General features: G+C 56.5%; 17 protein-coding genes. 12 read left to right on the top strand and 5 right to left on the bottom strand.

What is annotated here, in order from left to right:
• Window positions 1-26: 26 nt before the first annotated feature.
• Genes ACR0NA_RS02180 through ACR0NA_RS02170 form a run of 3 tightly spaced genes read left to right on the top strand, consistent with a single transcriptional unit; the run spans window position 27 to window position 1,757 of the window.
• Window positions 27-737, top strand: a complete 711-nt coding sequence (locus ACR0NA_RS02180; RefSeq protein WP_480725740.1) for a hypothetical protein — start codon at window positions 27-29, stop codon at window positions 735-737.
• On the top strand, window positions 734-1,510 hold the full coding sequence (locus ACR0NA_RS02175; protein WP_480725739.1) for a hypothetical protein: 777 nt from the start codon (window positions 734-736) through the stop codon (window positions 1,508-1,510). Before ACR0NA_RS02180 ends, ACR0NA_RS02175 begins: the two co-directional genes overlap by 4 nt.
• Window positions 1,503-1,757 carry a hypothetical protein gene (locus ACR0NA_RS02170; RefSeq protein ID WP_480725738.1) on the top strand — a complete coding sequence of 85 codons (255 nt, stop codon included), beginning with the start codon at window positions 1,503-1,505 and terminating at the stop codon, window positions 1,755-1,757. Before ACR0NA_RS02175 ends, ACR0NA_RS02170 begins: the two co-directional genes overlap by 8 nt.
• On the opposite strand, the gene ACR0NA_RS02165 is transcribed toward ACR0NA_RS02170, so the two are convergent.
• The gene (locus ACR0NA_RS02165; RefSeq protein WP_480725737.1) at window positions 1,754-2,344 is read right to left on the bottom strand and encodes a thermonuclease family protein; all 591 of its coding nucleotides are present in this window, start codon (window positions 2,342-2,344) and stop codon (window positions 1,754-1,756) included. The two genes, ACR0NA_RS02170 and ACR0NA_RS02165, sit on opposite strands and share 4 nt — an antisense overlap.
• Between ACR0NA_RS02165 and ACR0NA_RS02160 the strand changes: the two genes are divergently transcribed.
• Window positions 2,331-2,888, top strand: coding sequence for a hypothetical protein (locus ACR0NA_RS02160; protein WP_480725736.1), 558 nt, complete (start codon window positions 2,331-2,333; stop codon window positions 2,886-2,888). The two genes, ACR0NA_RS02165 and ACR0NA_RS02160, sit on opposite strands and share 14 nt — an antisense overlap.
• A gap of 263 nt (window positions 2,889-3,151) precedes the next feature.
• On the opposite strand, the gene ACR0NA_RS02155 is transcribed toward ACR0NA_RS02160, so the two are convergent.
• Window positions 3,152-3,961 carry a hypothetical protein gene (locus ACR0NA_RS02155; RefSeq protein WP_480725735.1) on the bottom strand — a complete coding sequence of 270 codons (810 nt, stop codon included), beginning with the start codon at window positions 3,959-3,961 and terminating at the stop codon, window positions 3,152-3,154.
• An 899-nt stretch (window positions 3,962-4,860) separates the two neighbouring features.
• Between ACR0NA_RS02155 and dusA the strand changes: the two genes are divergently transcribed.
• The 4 genes from dusA to ACR0NA_RS02135 are packed head-to-tail and all read left to right on the top strand — an operon-like array spanning window position 4,861 to window position 8,248.
• The gene (gene dusA, locus ACR0NA_RS02150) at window positions 4,861-5,850 is read left to right on the top strand and encodes a tRNA dihydrouridine(20/20a) synthase DusA (RefSeq protein ID WP_480725734.1); all 990 of its coding nucleotides are present in this window, start codon (window positions 4,861-4,863) and stop codon (window positions 5,848-5,850) included.
• A gap of 28 nt (window positions 5,851-5,878) precedes the next feature.
• Window positions 5,879-6,703 (top strand): sulfite exporter TauE/SafE family protein, encoded by an 825-nt coding sequence (locus tag ACR0NA_RS02145; RefSeq protein WP_480725733.1) that lies wholly within the window; start codon window positions 5,879-5,881, stop codon window positions 6,701-6,703.
• Entirely contained in the window at window positions 6,697-7,482 is a 786-nt protein-coding gene (locus ACR0NA_RS02140) for a hypothetical protein (protein ID WP_480725732.1), read from the top strand. The genes ACR0NA_RS02145 and ACR0NA_RS02140 overlap by 7 nt, the downstream gene beginning before the upstream one ends.
• Before the next feature lie 37 nt (window positions 7,483-7,519).
• Complete coding sequence (locus tag ACR0NA_RS02135; protein ID WP_480725731.1) at window positions 7,520-8,248, top strand: SpoIIAA family protein; 729 nt, start codon at window positions 7,520-7,522, stop codon at window positions 8,246-8,248.
• Window positions 8,249-8,895: 647 nt separating this feature from the next.
• On the opposite strand, the gene ACR0NA_RS02130 is transcribed toward ACR0NA_RS02135, so the two are convergent.
• The 3 genes from ACR0NA_RS02130 to ccmI are packed head-to-tail and all read right to left on the bottom strand — an operon-like array spanning window position 8,896 to window position 10,828.
• On the bottom strand, window positions 8,896-9,129 hold the full coding sequence (locus ACR0NA_RS02130) for a DUF1289 domain-containing protein (protein ID WP_480725730.1): 234 nt from the start codon (window positions 9,127-9,129) through the stop codon (window positions 8,896-8,898).
• A 17-nt stretch (window positions 9,130-9,146) separates the two neighbouring features.
• Window positions 9,147-9,611: a Holliday junction resolvase RuvX gene (ruvX, locus tag ACR0NA_RS02125; protein ID WP_480725729.1), complete on the bottom strand. Its 465-nt coding sequence runs from the start codon at window positions 9,609-9,611 to the stop codon at window positions 9,147-9,149.
• Window positions 9,608-10,828 (bottom strand): c-type cytochrome biogenesis protein CcmI, encoded by a 1,221-nt coding sequence (ccmI, locus tag ACR0NA_RS02120; RefSeq protein ID WP_480725728.1) that lies wholly within the window; start codon window positions 10,826-10,828, stop codon window positions 9,608-9,610. Before ccmI ends, ruvX begins: the two co-directional genes overlap by 4 nt.
• Window positions 10,829-11,004: 176 nt before the next feature.
• Here ccmI and ACR0NA_RS02115 point away from each other — a divergent pair, with 176 nt between their 5' ends.
• The 4 genes from ACR0NA_RS02115 (at window position 11,005) to ACR0NA_RS02100 (ending at window position 16,307) form a co-directional block, all read left to right on the top strand.
• The gene (locus ACR0NA_RS02115) at window positions 11,005-12,249 is read left to right on the top strand and encodes a sarcosine oxidase subunit beta family protein (RefSeq protein ID WP_480725727.1); all 1,245 of its coding nucleotides are present in this window, start codon (window positions 11,005-11,007) and stop codon (window positions 12,247-12,249) included.
• Between the two features lie 86 nt (window positions 12,250-12,335).
• Entirely contained in the window at window positions 12,336-12,665 is a 330-nt protein-coding gene (locus ACR0NA_RS02110; protein WP_480725726.1) for a sarcosine oxidase subunit delta, read from the top strand.
• Window positions 12,666-12,733: 68 nt separating this feature from the next.
• Window positions 12,734-15,748: a sarcosine oxidase subunit alpha family protein gene (locus tag ACR0NA_RS02105; protein WP_480725725.1), complete on the top strand. Its 3,015-nt coding sequence runs from the start codon at window positions 12,734-12,736 to the stop codon at window positions 15,746-15,748.
• The gene (locus ACR0NA_RS02100; protein ID WP_480725724.1) at window positions 15,741-16,307 is read left to right on the top strand and encodes a sarcosine oxidase subunit gamma; all 567 of its coding nucleotides are present in this window, start codon (window positions 15,741-15,743) and stop codon (window positions 16,305-16,307) included. Before ACR0NA_RS02105 ends, ACR0NA_RS02100 begins: the two co-directional genes overlap by 8 nt.
• The last annotated feature ends 48 nt before the right edge of the window (window positions 16,308-16,355 follow it).

Here is a 16,355-nt window from a genome sequence, read left to right as displayed (position 1 = left end):
GTCGGGCTCACTATCAGCGCAACCGGATGTACGGCCACCCTACCAACCGACTGCCAACCCAAGGTGAACTCAGGGCCATCGAAGGTGCAATCAAGGCTTGGCTCGAAGAGGACTACCTCTCCACCGACTTTGCCAAGCGTTCCTTCAAGTCGTCTTGGGGTTCAGCCCAACGCACCATTACCCACAATCCAGCCTTTGCTCTGCCTTTCTTTCGGCTTGAGGGAAACATGGGATACACCCAAAAGGCCAAAGCCTGGGTGATCCTTTCCAACTACGTCCACAGAGAAAACAACTCCCTATCAGATGCGATGGTCAGATACATGGCTTGTCGTCTTTGGTCAGAGTTCCTCTGGCGGATGCCTGACGGTAAACGTGGGGCTGCTAAGGCTCGGAGTTTCTTTGTCGATACATGGGCGGGGAAGTTTGTACTGGCCAACTCAGGGTTCACCAAAACCGAAACCGAAGAGAAAGTCATCCGTTGGGAGCACCCTTGGTACATCTCGGATGATCCAATCAAGAACCTACCGGTTCCTATCAAAGAAAAGGTGGCGAAGAAGGTCACCATCAACCGTTTCAAGGCAGGACCCATAGTCCGCGCCATTGGGAAGGAACTTAGTGCCGCTGTCGATCATGCGATGGGCAGGGCTTGGGTTTCCGACCATCGCCTTCTTATGAAGGCTCACGAGGCCCTTGGCCTCTCACTCGAAATTTCTGAGAAAGAAGATAGTATATTATGACAACTGATAACATCAGCGCCGAGGATATTGCGGCAGTACCTAATAGCAACCTCCGCAACTCAAACGAGTTTATTGCGACTACCCGTGATGTAACCGCTGAGGCCCGTGCTAAGGGTCACTTCAAAGAAGGCTCAACACATATCCCAGATCATGAGTTTAACAACAATCTAGGCGTAGTGATGCGTGACGGGTTTCGTGTCCATTCCGGGGGCGAACTTCGACCCACCGACATTGTGAAAATCAACGGCGTAGAGATGGAGGTGGAGATGGCTCGATCCATCGGCGCTATTAGTGAGGGCCAATTTACTTCGCCTCAAGACGAATTCTCGCAAGACTTGGAGAACTCTCCGGAGCAGGAACCCGTGGACGACCGACCGCTAGAAACCCGAGTTCTCTTGGATCGATTCGAGCTGGCATTCGGTGAAAACGGAGAGGCGGCTTTGAACACTGTTGGTCGGGATATCGTCACCAATGGAGAATTGAGCCAACACGGACTGGCATTCCTCAATGATAAGATGGGTGTCTCCGAGGCGCGTTTCCAAGAGGCATACTCAGAGATGGAGGAAGTTGGCGGTCAGGTAATGCATCAATACCTTGAAACGGGCGATGGGCTAGGGATGGACCGTATCGAGTTTCTTGTCGATCTAGCTGACAACGGCACACGGGACCAACAGGCGATCGTTCGGAATGTTTGGTTTAAGGCCGCAACAGGTCAATTGACCCGAGAACAAGCAGTTGAAGCCTTCGATCAACTTTGGGAACCTTATGCCTGATCTCGTGGACACCGAAAGCATCAAGAACGCCACCCAAGGTGAACTCGAAGAACTCAACGGGCTACTCGTTCGGGAACTGATCGTAAAAATTAAGGAAGGTACCGCCACCGGTACCGACCTTTCAACGGCGGCTAAACTGGTGAAGGAACACAAGGTTCAACCGATTGATCCTAGAGTACCGGCGACTTCCTATCATAGTCAGATACCATCGGAGCAATTGGACTATCCCGTGGACGTGGACACTTAGCCGCTATTGGCCTTTTTGGCCGCTTGCTTAGCCTCGAACTGCTTCAATACGTGTATTCGTCCCTTTTGTCTCGCATCGGCCAGCCATAGCTTTTTTCGAGCATCCGGGTGTTCAAGAGGGCGATACACTCCACCGGAGAACTTCGGCCAATCAATAGCCAACCCGAGTTTGACCATTTCGGCTGAGAGATCACTACCGTCTGGAAGAGTACACTTCGCGACGGTTCGACCATGTGTGTCTTTTTCGGTTGTCTCAGCCCTAATGGTTTGCCCTTTACACAACGACACAAGCGCCCACTTCGCCTTTTTGCCATACGGATGGTCAATCTCTGGGGCGTCGATACCGAACAGACGTATCTGAGTTTTGCGTATCACGATGGTATCGCCATCCACCACTCGGGCGTTCCCTTGTAGGACAGTCTTTTCTGGCTGCGCACTTGCTGCGTCAAATCGCTTTGGTTCCCTTCTGGTATTGGTCTCGAAGGAGATCGGTCGCGAGGGTGGCTCGATTTTCCTCCGTGAGTCTTTGCTGGGGAGCACGAAGAAAAGAACCGCGCCGATCAAGACGATGACAATGACAAATTCCAAAGATGAAAATTCCCACAGGTTGAAAATGAAGTACCAAAATGAAACCATAGATGATCTTGAATGTCACCAGATGAATGAAGGTGAGACACAGGGCCCCTCAGCGGATTCAGGGCCGCCTCAACCCACATCAGAGTCTCCACCTGCGACCAAACCCAAAGACCGTCTCAGCGAGTCTCTCAGGGCCTCTCTAGCCGCTCTACCAAACGAAGCTTTGTCCATCCTCGGCCCTGAACTCTTTGATCAGGCAAATAATGAACTGAACCGGTCACCCCAAACGAGGGCAGACAACAACCGAAGCGGTATGACCGTTAACGCCATTGATGGGTTTATGCGTATCTACTACCGCGACGAAAAGGGTAGGGCGCTGCACATGTACGAGAACATTGTTGGATTGGTTTACCCGAGCAACAAGACGGACGCAGAGAAGCGTCGTTTGAGGCAAGTGTTTGAAGAAGGTTGGGATAGCGGGGAACTTAGGTTCTTGGCGAGGGTGCCTAGGGAGGACTTGGGGTTATATAGGGAAGCCTTGGGTAACCCTGAGTGAATCCGAGTAGTTTGAGTTCGGCTTTGCGGACTTAGGGGACACTCCCATCCGGCTCTTGAGAAACTTGGTGAAATCCCTTGGGTGAGGATAGTTCTTGTGCCATCAATCAAATTGGACCAGTCAGGTTAGGCTGCTCACTCACTCCTTCGCGGCACTTTAACCTACCCTTTATCCAAACTTGAAAGCAAACCACCCAATGAGCGGGTGGTTTACAGAAACTGTCGTATTATCTAGGCTTGGCAACAGTGAGAGATGCAACAAAATCAGTAGTAGTTGGTAACATACTTACCATTTTGCCACTCAATATATCCAATAGAAAGTACTTCTCCGCTACCGCTCGTTTCCCCTATCGAAAGAAAAGTGAGTGGGCAGGCAAACTTCCCATGTTTACCAATAACTTTTCCCTCATAAATCTTCCCCACAAAGACTGGCTCGCAAATTGCTTGAGCGAGAAGTCGACCCGAGGCACTAAGGTCATATATTAGCTCGGCCCGCTCAAGACTATCTAAAAAAATTCTTACGATCTGGTAGCTCGATTGATGTAGTAGTAGGTTGTCAGATTTGGTGGCATTCGAGAAATCTTCATTCCCACAACATATCGAATTACTATTGAAAGCCCCAAAAGTTAACGGTTCTGGGTATTGAACATCAATGTGGCCTTTTTCTCCAGTATCAGTGTACTTATAACTTAGAGCGCCTGGGAGTAAAAAATTGAAGCTGTTTCCAGCGCGATCATAGTCTCCATGTACTTTTATGGTAGCCCACGGCAAACCGAGGTAAATCTTGGACTCCTCGTTAAGATCAACCAACTCCTTAACTTTGCTCAACATCTCATCTTCAACTCTTCGGAGCCTTATTGGGTTGCGATCTTTGATAGGCAAAATTTCCCGAATGCTCTCCAAATTGCCAGTCGATTTCGCGCGAAAAGAAAGGAACAACTCCGGAGGAACCTGAAAGCTATTGAAAATCATGTAAGGTCGGCCATCGGAAGAAGGCTTTAACTGCGCCTCTGCGTTTGCCGATGTTGATGCTGCCATTAACAACGCCACAACTAAGTAAGGCAAAAATCTCATTAAACCGTTTCCAAATTCTAAAAAACTCTTCGTTGACCATATCTAAGACGTTTTCAAGAGTCATTGAAGAATTTAGTACGGCAAGCCCTTGGTAAAACTGGTTCGGACTTTGGCGCTTCCATGGCACCAGGTTGCAAACCGACATTCGTAAAAAAAGGGCAGCTTTCGGTATGTTGGGCTCAGAGCGTTCGTTCGGCGCACCTTGCGGGAATGACCGCTGCGCGCTCACAGCAGGCATTCGAAGATTGATGAAGCGGAGGACCCTACCACAAGTCCTCCCTCAACCTCAAAGTGGCCAAGGGTAACACAATGCCACAGCGCGGTGTGTTGTCTCGTTACCCCCTGCATTCTCGAAGCTCAACTTTGCGTTCCGTATCTGAGTCAACTTGACTCACCCTTACATGTACGGGTTGACTGCCCGGATTCTGTTACAGTAACAGTCGTACTCGCAGTACCTAACTGCGCGAAGAAACCAAGAAGGTCATACGGTAAAAGACACCAAGTATTCAGTGCGTTATACGGAATGTTGGCACGCGGTTTACTTGAGGTCGCTGTGGGGTAACACCCGTGGAAGTTCGAGTCTTCTCGACCGCACCAGAATACAGTGCCCCAATAGCAAGTTCACGCGCGAGATTCCTGAATGGAGCGTTTTCTGGTCGGCGGCTGTTCCTGTGCATGCGCCGTTTGGTAGACGAGCTCTCCCTTTTACATTATGTGAAGCACCGCCCAGAACTAGGATGATTGATTGTTCGCATCTAGCTCGATCGTGGAGCCTGCAAATTGGGTTTGTTGCCCTTGGAAATCGGCGCTAGCCCCGAATAGCCGATGCCAGTTCTAAAAGACGCAGAAGAGAAAGGTGGCTAACAGTGACATGCGCCGACAAAAATGCGGTGATCAGAATGGCCTCCCGCTTGTCCGTCGCTCCTATGATGGACTGGACCGACAGGCACTGCCGTTTTCTGCATCGGCTGCTGAGCTCACAAACCCTGCTTTATACGGAAATGGTCACTGCCCCGGCATTGGTCCGGGGGGGCGCTTTGCATCTTCTCGAGTTCAGCCCGCAAGAACATCCCGTGGCCCTTCAGTTGGGTGGGTCGGACCCAGACGAATTGGCAGCAGCTGCAACATTCGGGGCGAAGGCGGGTTATGACGAGATCAACCTGAATTGCGGCTGCCCCTCTGACAGGGTTCAGTCCGGAACGTTCGGAGCGGTCCTGATGAAGGATCCGTCGCGAGTGGCTGAGTGCGTTGCCGCCATGCGTGAGGCCGTTGACATTGATGTCACGGTCAAATGCCGCATCGGAGTGGATGAGCAGGAGCCAGAGCAGGTATTGCCGGAGTTCCTGGAAAAAATCAGCGCCGCTGGTTGTGATCGCTTTACGATCCATGCGCGTAAGGCGTGGCTGCAGGGGTTAAGCCCGAAGGAAAACCGGGATATTCCGCCTTTGGATTACCCTCTGGTTCATCAGATGAAGGCGGCCTTTCCCGATCTCCATATATCGATCAACGGAGGCATTACTTCTCTGAATGAGGCCCGCGAACATCTGGATGCCGGGTTGGATGGTGTGATGATCGGGCGATCGGCCTATCATCAGCCCTCGGATATACTATGTAACGCTGATCGCGATATCTTTGGCACAGGACAGGCTGCTGATCCGATTGAAGTTGTTCACAAAATGGTGCCCTATATCGAGCAACACCTTGCCAACGGCGGCCGTCTGCATCAGATCACCCGCCATATGCTGGGCTTGTTCGCAGGCCGTCCAGGCGCGCGAGGATGGCGGCGGATGCTGTCTGAAGGCGCGGTCAAGGACGGGGCCGGGGCTGATCTGGTGTTGGCTGCGCTGGATTGTGTGACGCCACTGCCCGAGGTCGAGCAGGCAGGTTGATACGGCAGTTTGCCGGTTTGGGGGGAGAATGCCCGAGACGATGATGCTGGCCCAGATGCTGGGCCTTTTGCTTGTAATCGGCGCGTTGGCCGGGGTTCTGGCCGGATTGCTTGGCGTGGGTGGGGGGATCGTACTGGTTCCCGCGTTTTTCTATGCATTCCAGACGCTTGGATATGGCGGGCCGCAGTTGATGCAGATGTGCCTAGCCACATCGCTGGCGACCATTATCGTGACGTCCATCAGGTCTGTTCTGAGCCATAACAAAAAAGGTGCGGTGGATTGGGATATCCTTCGCGGTTGGGGACCGGGGATTGCTGTTGGCGCGGTTTTTGGTGTTCTGGCGGCCTCGGCGTTGCGGACCGAAGCTTTGCAGGCCCTTTTCGGGCTGCTGGGCATGGTCATCGGTGCCTATCTTGGGCTGGGACGGTCGGAATGGCGGTTGGGTGACCAAATGCCAAAAGACGTGCGGCGCGCCGCATTGTCGCCTTCGGTCGGGTTTCTATCCGTTCTGATGGGGATTGGCGGTGGCAGCTTTGGCGTGCCTTTGATGAGCCTTTACAATACTCCGATCCACCGGGCCGTCGCGACCGCTGCCGGGTTCGGCGTGATCATCGCCGTGCCTTCGGTTATCGGGTTTCTGTTTTTGGATATCGCAGCGGAACATCGGCCCCCGCTGACCATTGGGGCAGTTAATCTGATTGCGTTTGGGATCGTTGTCGCGATGACTCTGATCACGGCCCCCTGGGGTGTAAAACTGGCGCATTCGATGGACCCGAAACCGCTCAAGCGGGTTTTTGCGGTCTTTCTTACACTGGTGGCGCTGAACATGCTGCGCAAGGCGCTGGGATGGTAGAGGCGTTTTTTCGTAAAGGCTGGGCCAAATTCCCCTATGATCCGGTTTTGGCCGAGTGGGTTTCGCACGTTCTGCCTGCGGCTCGAGCCTCGGTAAGCGATCCTGCTCATGCACAGTGGCATGATTGCGAAGGAACGTGGTTCATTGGCGTTGACGCTTTGGAGAACGATGCCAAGGGCAGGGTGGGGCGTTCAAAGCCACTGGCCGGTCAGGCGATGGAATTCATATCCGAACATCTGGGCACGCAACCCCTGCATAAGGGGCAGGTTTCGGTGATCTATCCGGGATACCCGCGTCCGCGAAAGGGCGAGAACGAAGCCGCTGCGCGCTATCGCGCCCGACGGGACGGCGCGCATGTAGACGGATTGAAACCGAACGGCCCGGATCGGCGGCGCCGGGTGGACGAGCCGCATACCTGGATTCTGGGAATACCGCTGACGCAGGCCAGCGCGGATGCCGCGCCTCTGGTGCTTTGGGAGGGCAGCCATAAAATCCTCGGCGCGGCATTTGCCCGTGCTTTTGCCGGCCTCCGGTCTGAGGATTTGCATACGGTCGACATAACCGAGATTTATCAGGCGGCCCGCCGTCAGGTGTTCGAAGCCTGCCCGCGCATCGAATTGCCCGCGCGACCGGGTGAGGCTTATGTCCTGCACCGCCATTGCCTGCACGGGGTTGCGCCTTGGGGTGGCACCGCGTCTGCCGGACCAGATGGACGAATGATTGCCTATTTTCGGCCCGAGTGCCCCGGGGGAGTAGCCGAATGGATCGAATCCCCCTAACGTCCTGTCATTCTTTGACTTTGGAGGTTCTGGGAAGATGATTACCATCACAACCCATTTAGATGGTGCGCTGATCGAGGCCGAGTTATCGGGTGAAATTACCAGCGATGATTATGCCGAGACTTTGGTTCCGGCGGTTGAGTCCGCGTTAGCCGATCACGACTCGATCAGATTGATCGTCATAATGGGGCAGGAATTTCGCGGCTATGACCTGGGTGCGGCTTGGGCTGATACCAAGCTAGGTCTGGGGAACTGGCGCGGGTTTGACAGAATTGCCGTCGTTGCCGACCAAAAGTGGGTCCAAACCGGGGTGCGCCTTGCTGCGCCGATCATGCCATGCCCCGTACAGGTATTTGATCTGGCCGAGGTCGAAACCGCGCGCCGCTGGATACGCGAGTCGCTAGGCGCGATCCACGTTCTGGATCTTGGTGAGCCCTGCGTCCAGATCAAGCTGATGGGCAAGCTTGACCCGGCTGAATACAAGCAGGCCGAACGGGATCTGGACGCGTTGATCCACGGACGAACGGGGTTCAGATTGCTGATCGATCTGACCGAATTCGAAGGCTGGCAGGGCCTGTCCGCCATGGGCGCGCATTTCCGCCTTGCCCGCAATCACGTCGGGCTGCTGGACCGCGCGGCCATCGTGGGGGACAAGACTTGGCAGAAGATGGCTGAGCGGGTTGGTAGCCATGTTCTTGGCACACGCACGCAGTACTTTCCGTCTGAAGACCTTGAAAATGCCAAGGCGTGGCTGGCGGCTGGTTAAGGCGTCCAAAACAGCGTGCATCTACCCGAGTGGGTGAGAGCGCCGACACAGGTCCGCACTGGCCCGACTTTTCTTTTTCGGTATTTCAGATCAGAGCCTGCTGGTTTTCCGGCAGGCTCTGTTAGTTTCGTAAAGACCCGCCTGAAATTTGACGCTACGTCCCCCAATAAAACGACCCCCGTAACTTTGCGCTGCAAGTGACCGAAATTTTTTGAAATTTTTGACTTTCGGTCATTTCGCGGTGAAATTTGTGGCTTTTTCCCCCTTTTTTGAGGGAATGCGCCACATAAATGCGCCGTGTCGCTGCGGATTGCCACTCACGTAACCGGCTGTCCTTGAGCCACCAACCGGGTTCGGACAGAGATCCGCAGCGACAATCGACCGAAGCTGCAGGATAGCTGACATGTTGTATAAATTTATTTTTGAACGTCTTTTTCGCGGTAAATCCGCACAAGAACCAACAAATGGAAACCCGTCGCACGCGGGGCCCTTACGGGAAGATTCGAAAAACGTTCTTCGGCAATCCGAATTGACGAAACTGTTTCAGAGAGAACTGAGCGACAAACAGTCAGAGTATCCCAAAAGGCAACTTAAGACCCGAGATCACTCTGTCTCGCCTGTATCTTCAGAAGATCGTTGATCCGGGCTTAACTGCGGTCCACCCGCGCCGCCCGTCCGCCCCGACGTTTGGCCAGACGCGGTTTGCGCGAAGGCAATTCATCCATGATCCCGGCGCGTTCGCTGCTGTCCATTTTGGACCAACGGCTGATCTCATCGATTGTTCTATAGCATCCGGTGCAGATGCGCTCAGTCGGGTGGACAACGCAGATCTGGATGCAAGGGCTTTCGACCTCGTTCCTCTTCCAAACCATGTTGGTCATCATCGGTCTCCGACCTGTTACAGAAAGCGCAGACGATCCAGCGCTCCCTGCAGAATATAACCTGCGGCCACGTGATCGATAACCTGTCCGCGACGTTTTCGTGTCGTATCCGCCTCAAGCAGCGCCTTTTCAGCGGCAACAGTGCTGAGGCGTTCGTCCCAGAACCCAATCGGCAAATCGGTCAGACGCGACAGATTTCGGGCAAAAGCGCGTGTGGATTGACAGCGGGGTCCTTCGGTTCCGTCCATGTTCTTGGGCAGGCCAAGCAGAATGCCCCCAATCTCGCGATCTGCCGCGATCTCCAGCAGGCGGGCCGAATCCAGCGTAAATTTCTTGCGCCGCACGGTCTCCAGCGGACTGGCGACCCCACGCATCCGGTCCGAGACGGCAACGCCAATGGTCTTTTCCCCAAGGTCCAACCCCATCAGGGCGGTCGTCGGGGGCAGGGCCGCGGCAAATTCCTCGAACACATCACAGATCATTGTGCAACGCCTGCCTGACGGGCCGCCGCGGCAATCATCTGCAGCGCATCGTCATTTCCGGCAAAGACGGTGGTGGCCTCATCACGGATCGCGCTGGCGCGTTCGGTTTCGCCCAAAACGCCCAGTGCGGCAATCAGACGGGCCCACTCTTCCACAGCACCGCCTTCGGTCGCCAGCCGGTCAGACAACTGATCCACCATTCCGCGGATCATTTCCTGCCGCTCTTCCGCGGTCAATTCGCTGGCCGCTGCGATGTCTTCCTGGCTCGGCCCGGACGGGGCTGGTGCGGGCGGTGCGTTGAAGACACCGGCACGATACGCAAGTTCTTCGATTTGCCCACGAATGGCCTCGGCCCATGGAGCGCCGGCGGGAGCGTCGCGCAAAGTGGCCTGCCAAACCTCGAAAGCGGCGTCCGGTCGTCCGGTCTGGGCCAACATCTGACCCCAGTAATATCGTGCGGGACCATGGGCCGGATCACGTTCCAACGCCTGGCTCAAAGCTTCTTCGGCTTCGGGCGAGACATATCCTTCGGCTGCCAGAATCATCATTTCGGCGAGATCGGTATAGTTGTCGGCACTTGCAGTCGTGCCGGACAATTCGATGACACGTTGCTGGGCAGAATAAGCAGCCTTGAAGTTCCCGGCATTTGCCTCGTGCTGTGCCAACAGCATATGGCCCTGCAGATCATCCGGTCGCCCTGCGACGGTCTCCCGCAACTGTTTCAGCAGATTGGCATAGCTTTCGTCCAACTGTACGCCCGGTGTCGATTGCGACAGGTTTTCCGCCTGAGCCTGACGCGGGCGTTCTGCCCGAATCTCTTCGGCCATCTCCAATCTCAGCGAAAGAGGCAGGTCGCCGTATCCGGGCGCACCAAGGCGTTGGTACAATGCGGCGGCACCGCCGACCAAAATCAGCCCCAGAATACAGACCGCGATAAAAGACGTCGTCTTGGCCGGCCCGCCAGAGCCACCTTCACCTCGCATCTGTGCATCGGCCGCCAGAATGCGGCGTGAGATTTCGTTTCGAACGCGTTCGGCGTCGGCCTCACCAATCACGCCACGCGCCAGATCGCGGTCAACGCTGGTCAGTTGTTCACGATAAACGCGCAGGTCGTATGCGGCTGCCGGTTCGCCGCCGCGGCGCCCGCGCAGCATAGTATATCCCAGTACTGCCGCGATCAGCAGCGCCATAAGGATGATCAGGACCCAGAATGTCATGTGCTCTCCGAGAGTGTTGCCCTCACTTAGACCTGTCAGCCCGATGAAAAAAGGGACAAATGGCCGCGAATGGAACACATGTCGCAATAGCGCTATATTGCGGCGTTGTGCGGCAGGGGTATTTTGCCCTCGCATTGCATATCTGCGACCAATCACCGAACCGGATGGATTCGCTCATGAAACACTATTCAGCCTTTGCTGTGGCGCGCGAAGCGCTGCGCTATCACACCGGATGGGAGCGCGCGTGGCGCTCGCCTGAACCAAAAAAGCGTTACGACGTGATTATCGTCGGCGCAGGTGGGCACGGTCTGGCGACCGCGTATTATCTGGGAAAGAACTACGGCATTCAGAATGTCGCCGTAATCGAAAAAGGCTGGTTGGGCGGTGGCAACACCGGCCGGAACACGACTATCATCCGTTCCAACTACCTGCAGGACCCGTCTGCGGCGATCTATGAAAAGGCCCGTGGCCTCTACGAAGATCTGAGCCAGGATCTGAACTACAACATCATGTTCAGTCCCCGTGGCGTGATGATGCTGGCCCAGACCCAGCATGAAATCCGCGGTTATCAGCGTACGGCCCACGCTAATGCGCTGCAGGGGGTCAAGACCGAGTGGATCGGGCCCGAGCGTGTCAAGGAGCTGGTGCCGATCATCAACATCCATGGTCCGCGCTACCCCGTACTGGGGGCGCTTTGGCAGGAACGCGGCGGCACCGCGCGCCACGATGCCGTGGCCTGGGGGTATGCTCGTGCCTGCTCGAACATGGGTATGGACATTATCCAGCAATGCGAAGTTACCGGTGTACGTCAGGAAAACGGTCGTGTGACAGGTGTCGAAACGACCAAAGGCGCAATCGAATGCGATAAGCTGGGTATGGTCGTTGCCGGTCACGCAGGTCAGCTTGCCGAGATGGCGGGTTTCCGTCTTCCGGTCGAGTCGCTGGCGCTGCAGGCGCTGGTATCCGAGCCGATCAAGCCCTGCATGGATGTGGTGGTCATGGCCAACACCGTCCATGGCTACATGTCGCAATCCGACAAGGGTGAGATGGTGATCGGTGGCGGCACCGACGGATTCAATAACTACACCCAGCGCGGATCGTTCCATCACATCGAGGAAACGGTGCGCGCACTTGTCGAAACCTTCCCGATGATCTCGCGCCTCAAGATGCTGCGCCAGTGGGGCGGAATTGTGGACATGACCGGCGACCGCTCGCCCATCCTGTCGAAATCACCTCTGGGTGGCTGCTTTGTCAACTGTGGCTGGGGCACCGGCGGCTTCAAATCGATCCCGGGATCGGGCTGGGGCATGGCGCAACTGATGGCCACTGGCCACTCGCCGTTGACCGAAGCCTTCTCGCTGGACCGGTTCAACGAAGGTCGCTTCATCGACGAAAGCGTTGCCGCCGGGGTGGCACACTAAATTCCGGTCATTCCGGACCTGACAAGTGCCACAGATTAGAATTCAGGTTGGCCGCATCGCCAACCTACCGCCGAAAGGATGAACATATGCTGATCCTCAATTGCCCCTATTGCGGCGTGGACGCAGAAGAATCGGAACTGGCCGCTGGCGGCGAAGCACATCTCAAGCGCTTTGGCCCCGGCTCGTCGGATGAAGAATTCCACGACTACCTGTTCATGCGTGAGAACCCGAAAGGCGTTCATTTCGAACGCTGGCGCCATGCCAATGGCTGCGGCAAGTGGTTCCACGCCGCGCGCTGCACTGCCACCCTTGAGGTTTTTGGCACTTATCCTGCGCAGACTACCGAGCCGCCCAAGGATATCTGCGACACGATCTCAGCCAAACGCCCCGGCTGGAAATGGAGAGAGTTCGCATGAAGCTTCCTCTTGCCAGAAATATCTCCGCCGGAGACTCCCACATCTCCGCTTGCGAAAGGTCCAGATAAATGAGCACCCGTCTCGCAAACCAAGGCCGGCTTATTGACCGGTCGAAACAGGTCACCTTTACCTTTAACGGCACCTCGATGCAGGGCTATGCGGGCGACACGCTTGCCTCGGCTCTGCTGGCCAACGATCAGATGATGATGGGCCGGTCGTTCAAGTATCACCGTCCGCGTGGCGTCGTTGCCAGCGGCGCGGAAGAACCGAACGCACTGGTCGGTCTGGGGCAAGGCAGCCGGTTCGAACCGAACCAGCGCGCCACCACGACCGAGCTGTTCAACGGCTTGACCGCGATTTCGCAGAACCACTGGCCAAACCTGGAATTCGACATCGGCGCCGTTAACACCGCGCTGGCGCGGTTCCTGCCCGCCGGTTTCTACTACAAGACGTTCATCCATCCCAAGCCGTTCTGGAAACACGTCTACGAACCCTTCATCCGCCGGTCAGCCGGTCTGGGCAAGGCGCCAGACAAGGAAACCCGTGACGCGGACACCTACGAGCACTTTTATGCCTTCGCCGATATTCTGGTGATCGGTGGTGGTGTGGCTGGCCTGCAGGCCGCCAAGGCCGCAGCCCTGTCGGGTGCCAAGGTCATGCTGATCGAGCAGACCGCGCATTGGGGCGGTCGCGCTCCGGTTGACGGTGGAACCATTGATGGCGAGCCTGTGGATAAGTTCGTGGAACAAACTGTTTCCGAATTGGAGGCAATGGACAACGTCACGCTGCGCCTGCGTTGCATGGGGGCTGGGGTCTATGATCACGGCTACGTGCTGGGATACGAGCGTCTGACGGATCACAATCCGGGGACCCAAGGGCCCCGTCATCGCCTGTGGCGCGTCCGGGCCAAGCAGGTTGTAACTGCAACCGGTGCAATCGAAAGACCGCTGTCCTTTGCGGGTAATGATGTGCCGGGCGTCATGCTGGCTTCGGCCATGCGGGACTATGTCGTGAACTGGGGCGTAACCCCGGGCGAGCGCGTAATCGTAGCCACCAACAACGACGATGCCTATCGCACCGCGATCACCTTGAAACAAGCCGGTGTGGATGTTTTGCGTATCGTCGATGCACGTGCGACTGCCGGGCAACTGGCCGAAGAGGCTCGTCAGCTTGGCATCCGTGTCGACCCCGGCAAGGCGATTGCCAAGGTCAAGGGTGGCAAGCGCGTCAAGAAAGTTGCCATCTGCAACCAGGAAGGTATCGGCGGCGCTCGTGAAGAGGTTGAGGCCGACGCGGTCGCGATGTCGGGCGGCTGGTCTCCGGTTGTTCACATGTGGTCTCACTGTGGCGGCAAGCTGATCTGGGATGAAGCCAACGCACATTTTCGCCCTGATCCGGACCGTCCGCCGCTGGGCGCAAATGGTGAAGGGTTTGTGGTGGCAGCCGGGTCTGCCAACGGCCCGCAGTCGCTGGGCGGCGTGATGTCGGATGCGCATGCTGCCGGCAAGGCGGCGGCCAAGGCGGCAGGTTTCAAGCCGAAGAACACCAAGGCCCCCGAGGGTGCAAGCACCGATGAGGCGCAGATGGAGGCTGTCTGGCTAATGCCGGCCAATGCCGAAATTCAGCTGCGCATGAAATCCTGGCTGGACTTTCAGAACGACGTCAAAGTCTCGGACGTGCAGCTGGCAGCCCGCGAAGGCTATGAAAGTGTCGAACACACCAAGCGTTACACTACGCTGGGTATGGCGACCGATCAGGGGAAACTCAGCAACATCAACGGTCTGGCGATCCTTGCTGACTCGTTGAATTCCGAGATCCCGCAGGTTGGCACCACCACGTTCCGCCCGCCTTACACCCCGATTTCGATGGGTGCGATTGGTGGCGAGGCGCGTGGGGATGTGTTCCAGCCGATCCGCCGCACTCCGATGCATGACTGGCACGACCGCAACGGCGCGGACTGGGAACCGGTCGGCCAATGGCGCCGGACCTATGCCTATGTCCGCCCCGGTGAAAGTGTGCATGACGCCGTGAATCGCGAGGTCAAGAACACTCGCGAAAACCTCGGCCTGCTGGACGCATCGACGCTGGGCAAACTGATCGTCAAAGGCCCCGATGCCGGTAAGTTCTTGGACATGATGTACACCAACATGATGTCCACGCTGAAGGTCGGCAAATGCCGCTATGGCCTGATGTGTTCGGAAAACGGGTTCCTGATCGACGACGGCGTTGTCGCCCGGATCGACGAGGACACCTGGCTGTGCCACACAACCACCGGCGGAGCGGAACGCATACACGGCCATATGGAAGAGTGGCTGCAGACCGAATGGTGGGACTGGAAAGTCTACGTTGCCAACGTGACCGAGCAATACGCTCAGGTCGCCGTTGTTGGCCCCAATGCCCGCAAGGTTCTTGAAAAGCTGGGCGGCATGGATGTCAGCAAAGAGGCGCTGCCGTTCATGGAATGGCGTGATGGCAAGATCGGCGAGTTCGATTGCCGCGCCTATCGCATCTCGTTCTCGGGTGAGTTGTCCTATGAGATCGCGGTTCCTGCCAGCCAGGGTCAGGCGTTCTGGGACGCTCTGATGGAGGCAGGCAAAGAGTTCGGCGTCATGCCTTATGGCACCGAATGCCTGCACATCCTGAGGGCCGAGAAGGGCTTTATCATGATCGGGGACGAGACCGACGGTACCGTGATCCCGCAAGATCTGGGGCTGCACTGGGCGCTTTCGAAAAAGAAAGAGGATTTCCTGGGTAAACGGGCGCATTCGCGCAGCCATATGGCTGATCCGGAACGCTGGAAACTGGTTGGCCTCGAGACTGTGGATGGATCGGTTATTCCCGACGGTGCTTATGCGGTGGGCGAGGGCGTCAACGCCAATGGTCAGCGTAACATGATCGGGCGCGTGACCTCGACCTACTACTCGGCCAATCTGGGTAAAGGCATCGCCATGGGGCTGGTCAAGCACGGCCCGGATCGCATGGGCGAAGTAATCGAATTCCCGGGCACCGACGGAAAATCCTACAAGGCAAAGATCGTGGACCCGGTATTCTACGACAAGGACGGGGAGAAGCAGAATGTCTGAACCCATCAGCGCACTGAACCACGCCAGCTATGACGGCATCGCAAAGGTCGTGGAAACCGGTTTGCAGGGCATGATCACCCTGCGCGGCGATCTGAGCGACAAAGTTGTCATCAAGGCTGTAACGGAAGCTACGGGGCAGAAGATGCCCGGTCAGCGTCAGGCAAATGTGGATGGCGAAAGCGGCCTGTGCTGGATGTCACCCGACGAATTGCTGGTGCTGGTGCCCTATGCCGAAGTCAGCGACAAGCTCGCCGCGATCAGCAACGCGCTGGGTGGTGTTCACGCATTGGCCGTCAACGTCTCGGACGCGCGCGCGGTATTCCGTATCTCGGGCAGCAATGCGCGTGAGGTCATCGCAAAACTGTCCCCGGTCGATCTGTCGCCCGAAGCCTTCCAGCCCGGTCAGATCCGCCGCTCACGCCTGGCGCAGGTGGCAGGAGCCTTTTGGATGGACGATGCGGAAACCTTCCGCGTGGTTTGCTTCCGGTCGGCGGCTGACTATGCGTTCAAATTGCTCAAGGTTGCGGCCCAACCCGGCAGTGAGGTGGGGGTATACTGACCGCTCAATTTTGAGTTGTGGTTCCAAAAGCTGCAATTTAAGGTGCCC

This window comes from Ruegeria sp. C11, assembly GCF_056537725.1.
Note: the sequence above shows the minus strand (reverse complement) of the source record. Positions and strands in the feature narration are given on the sequence as shown.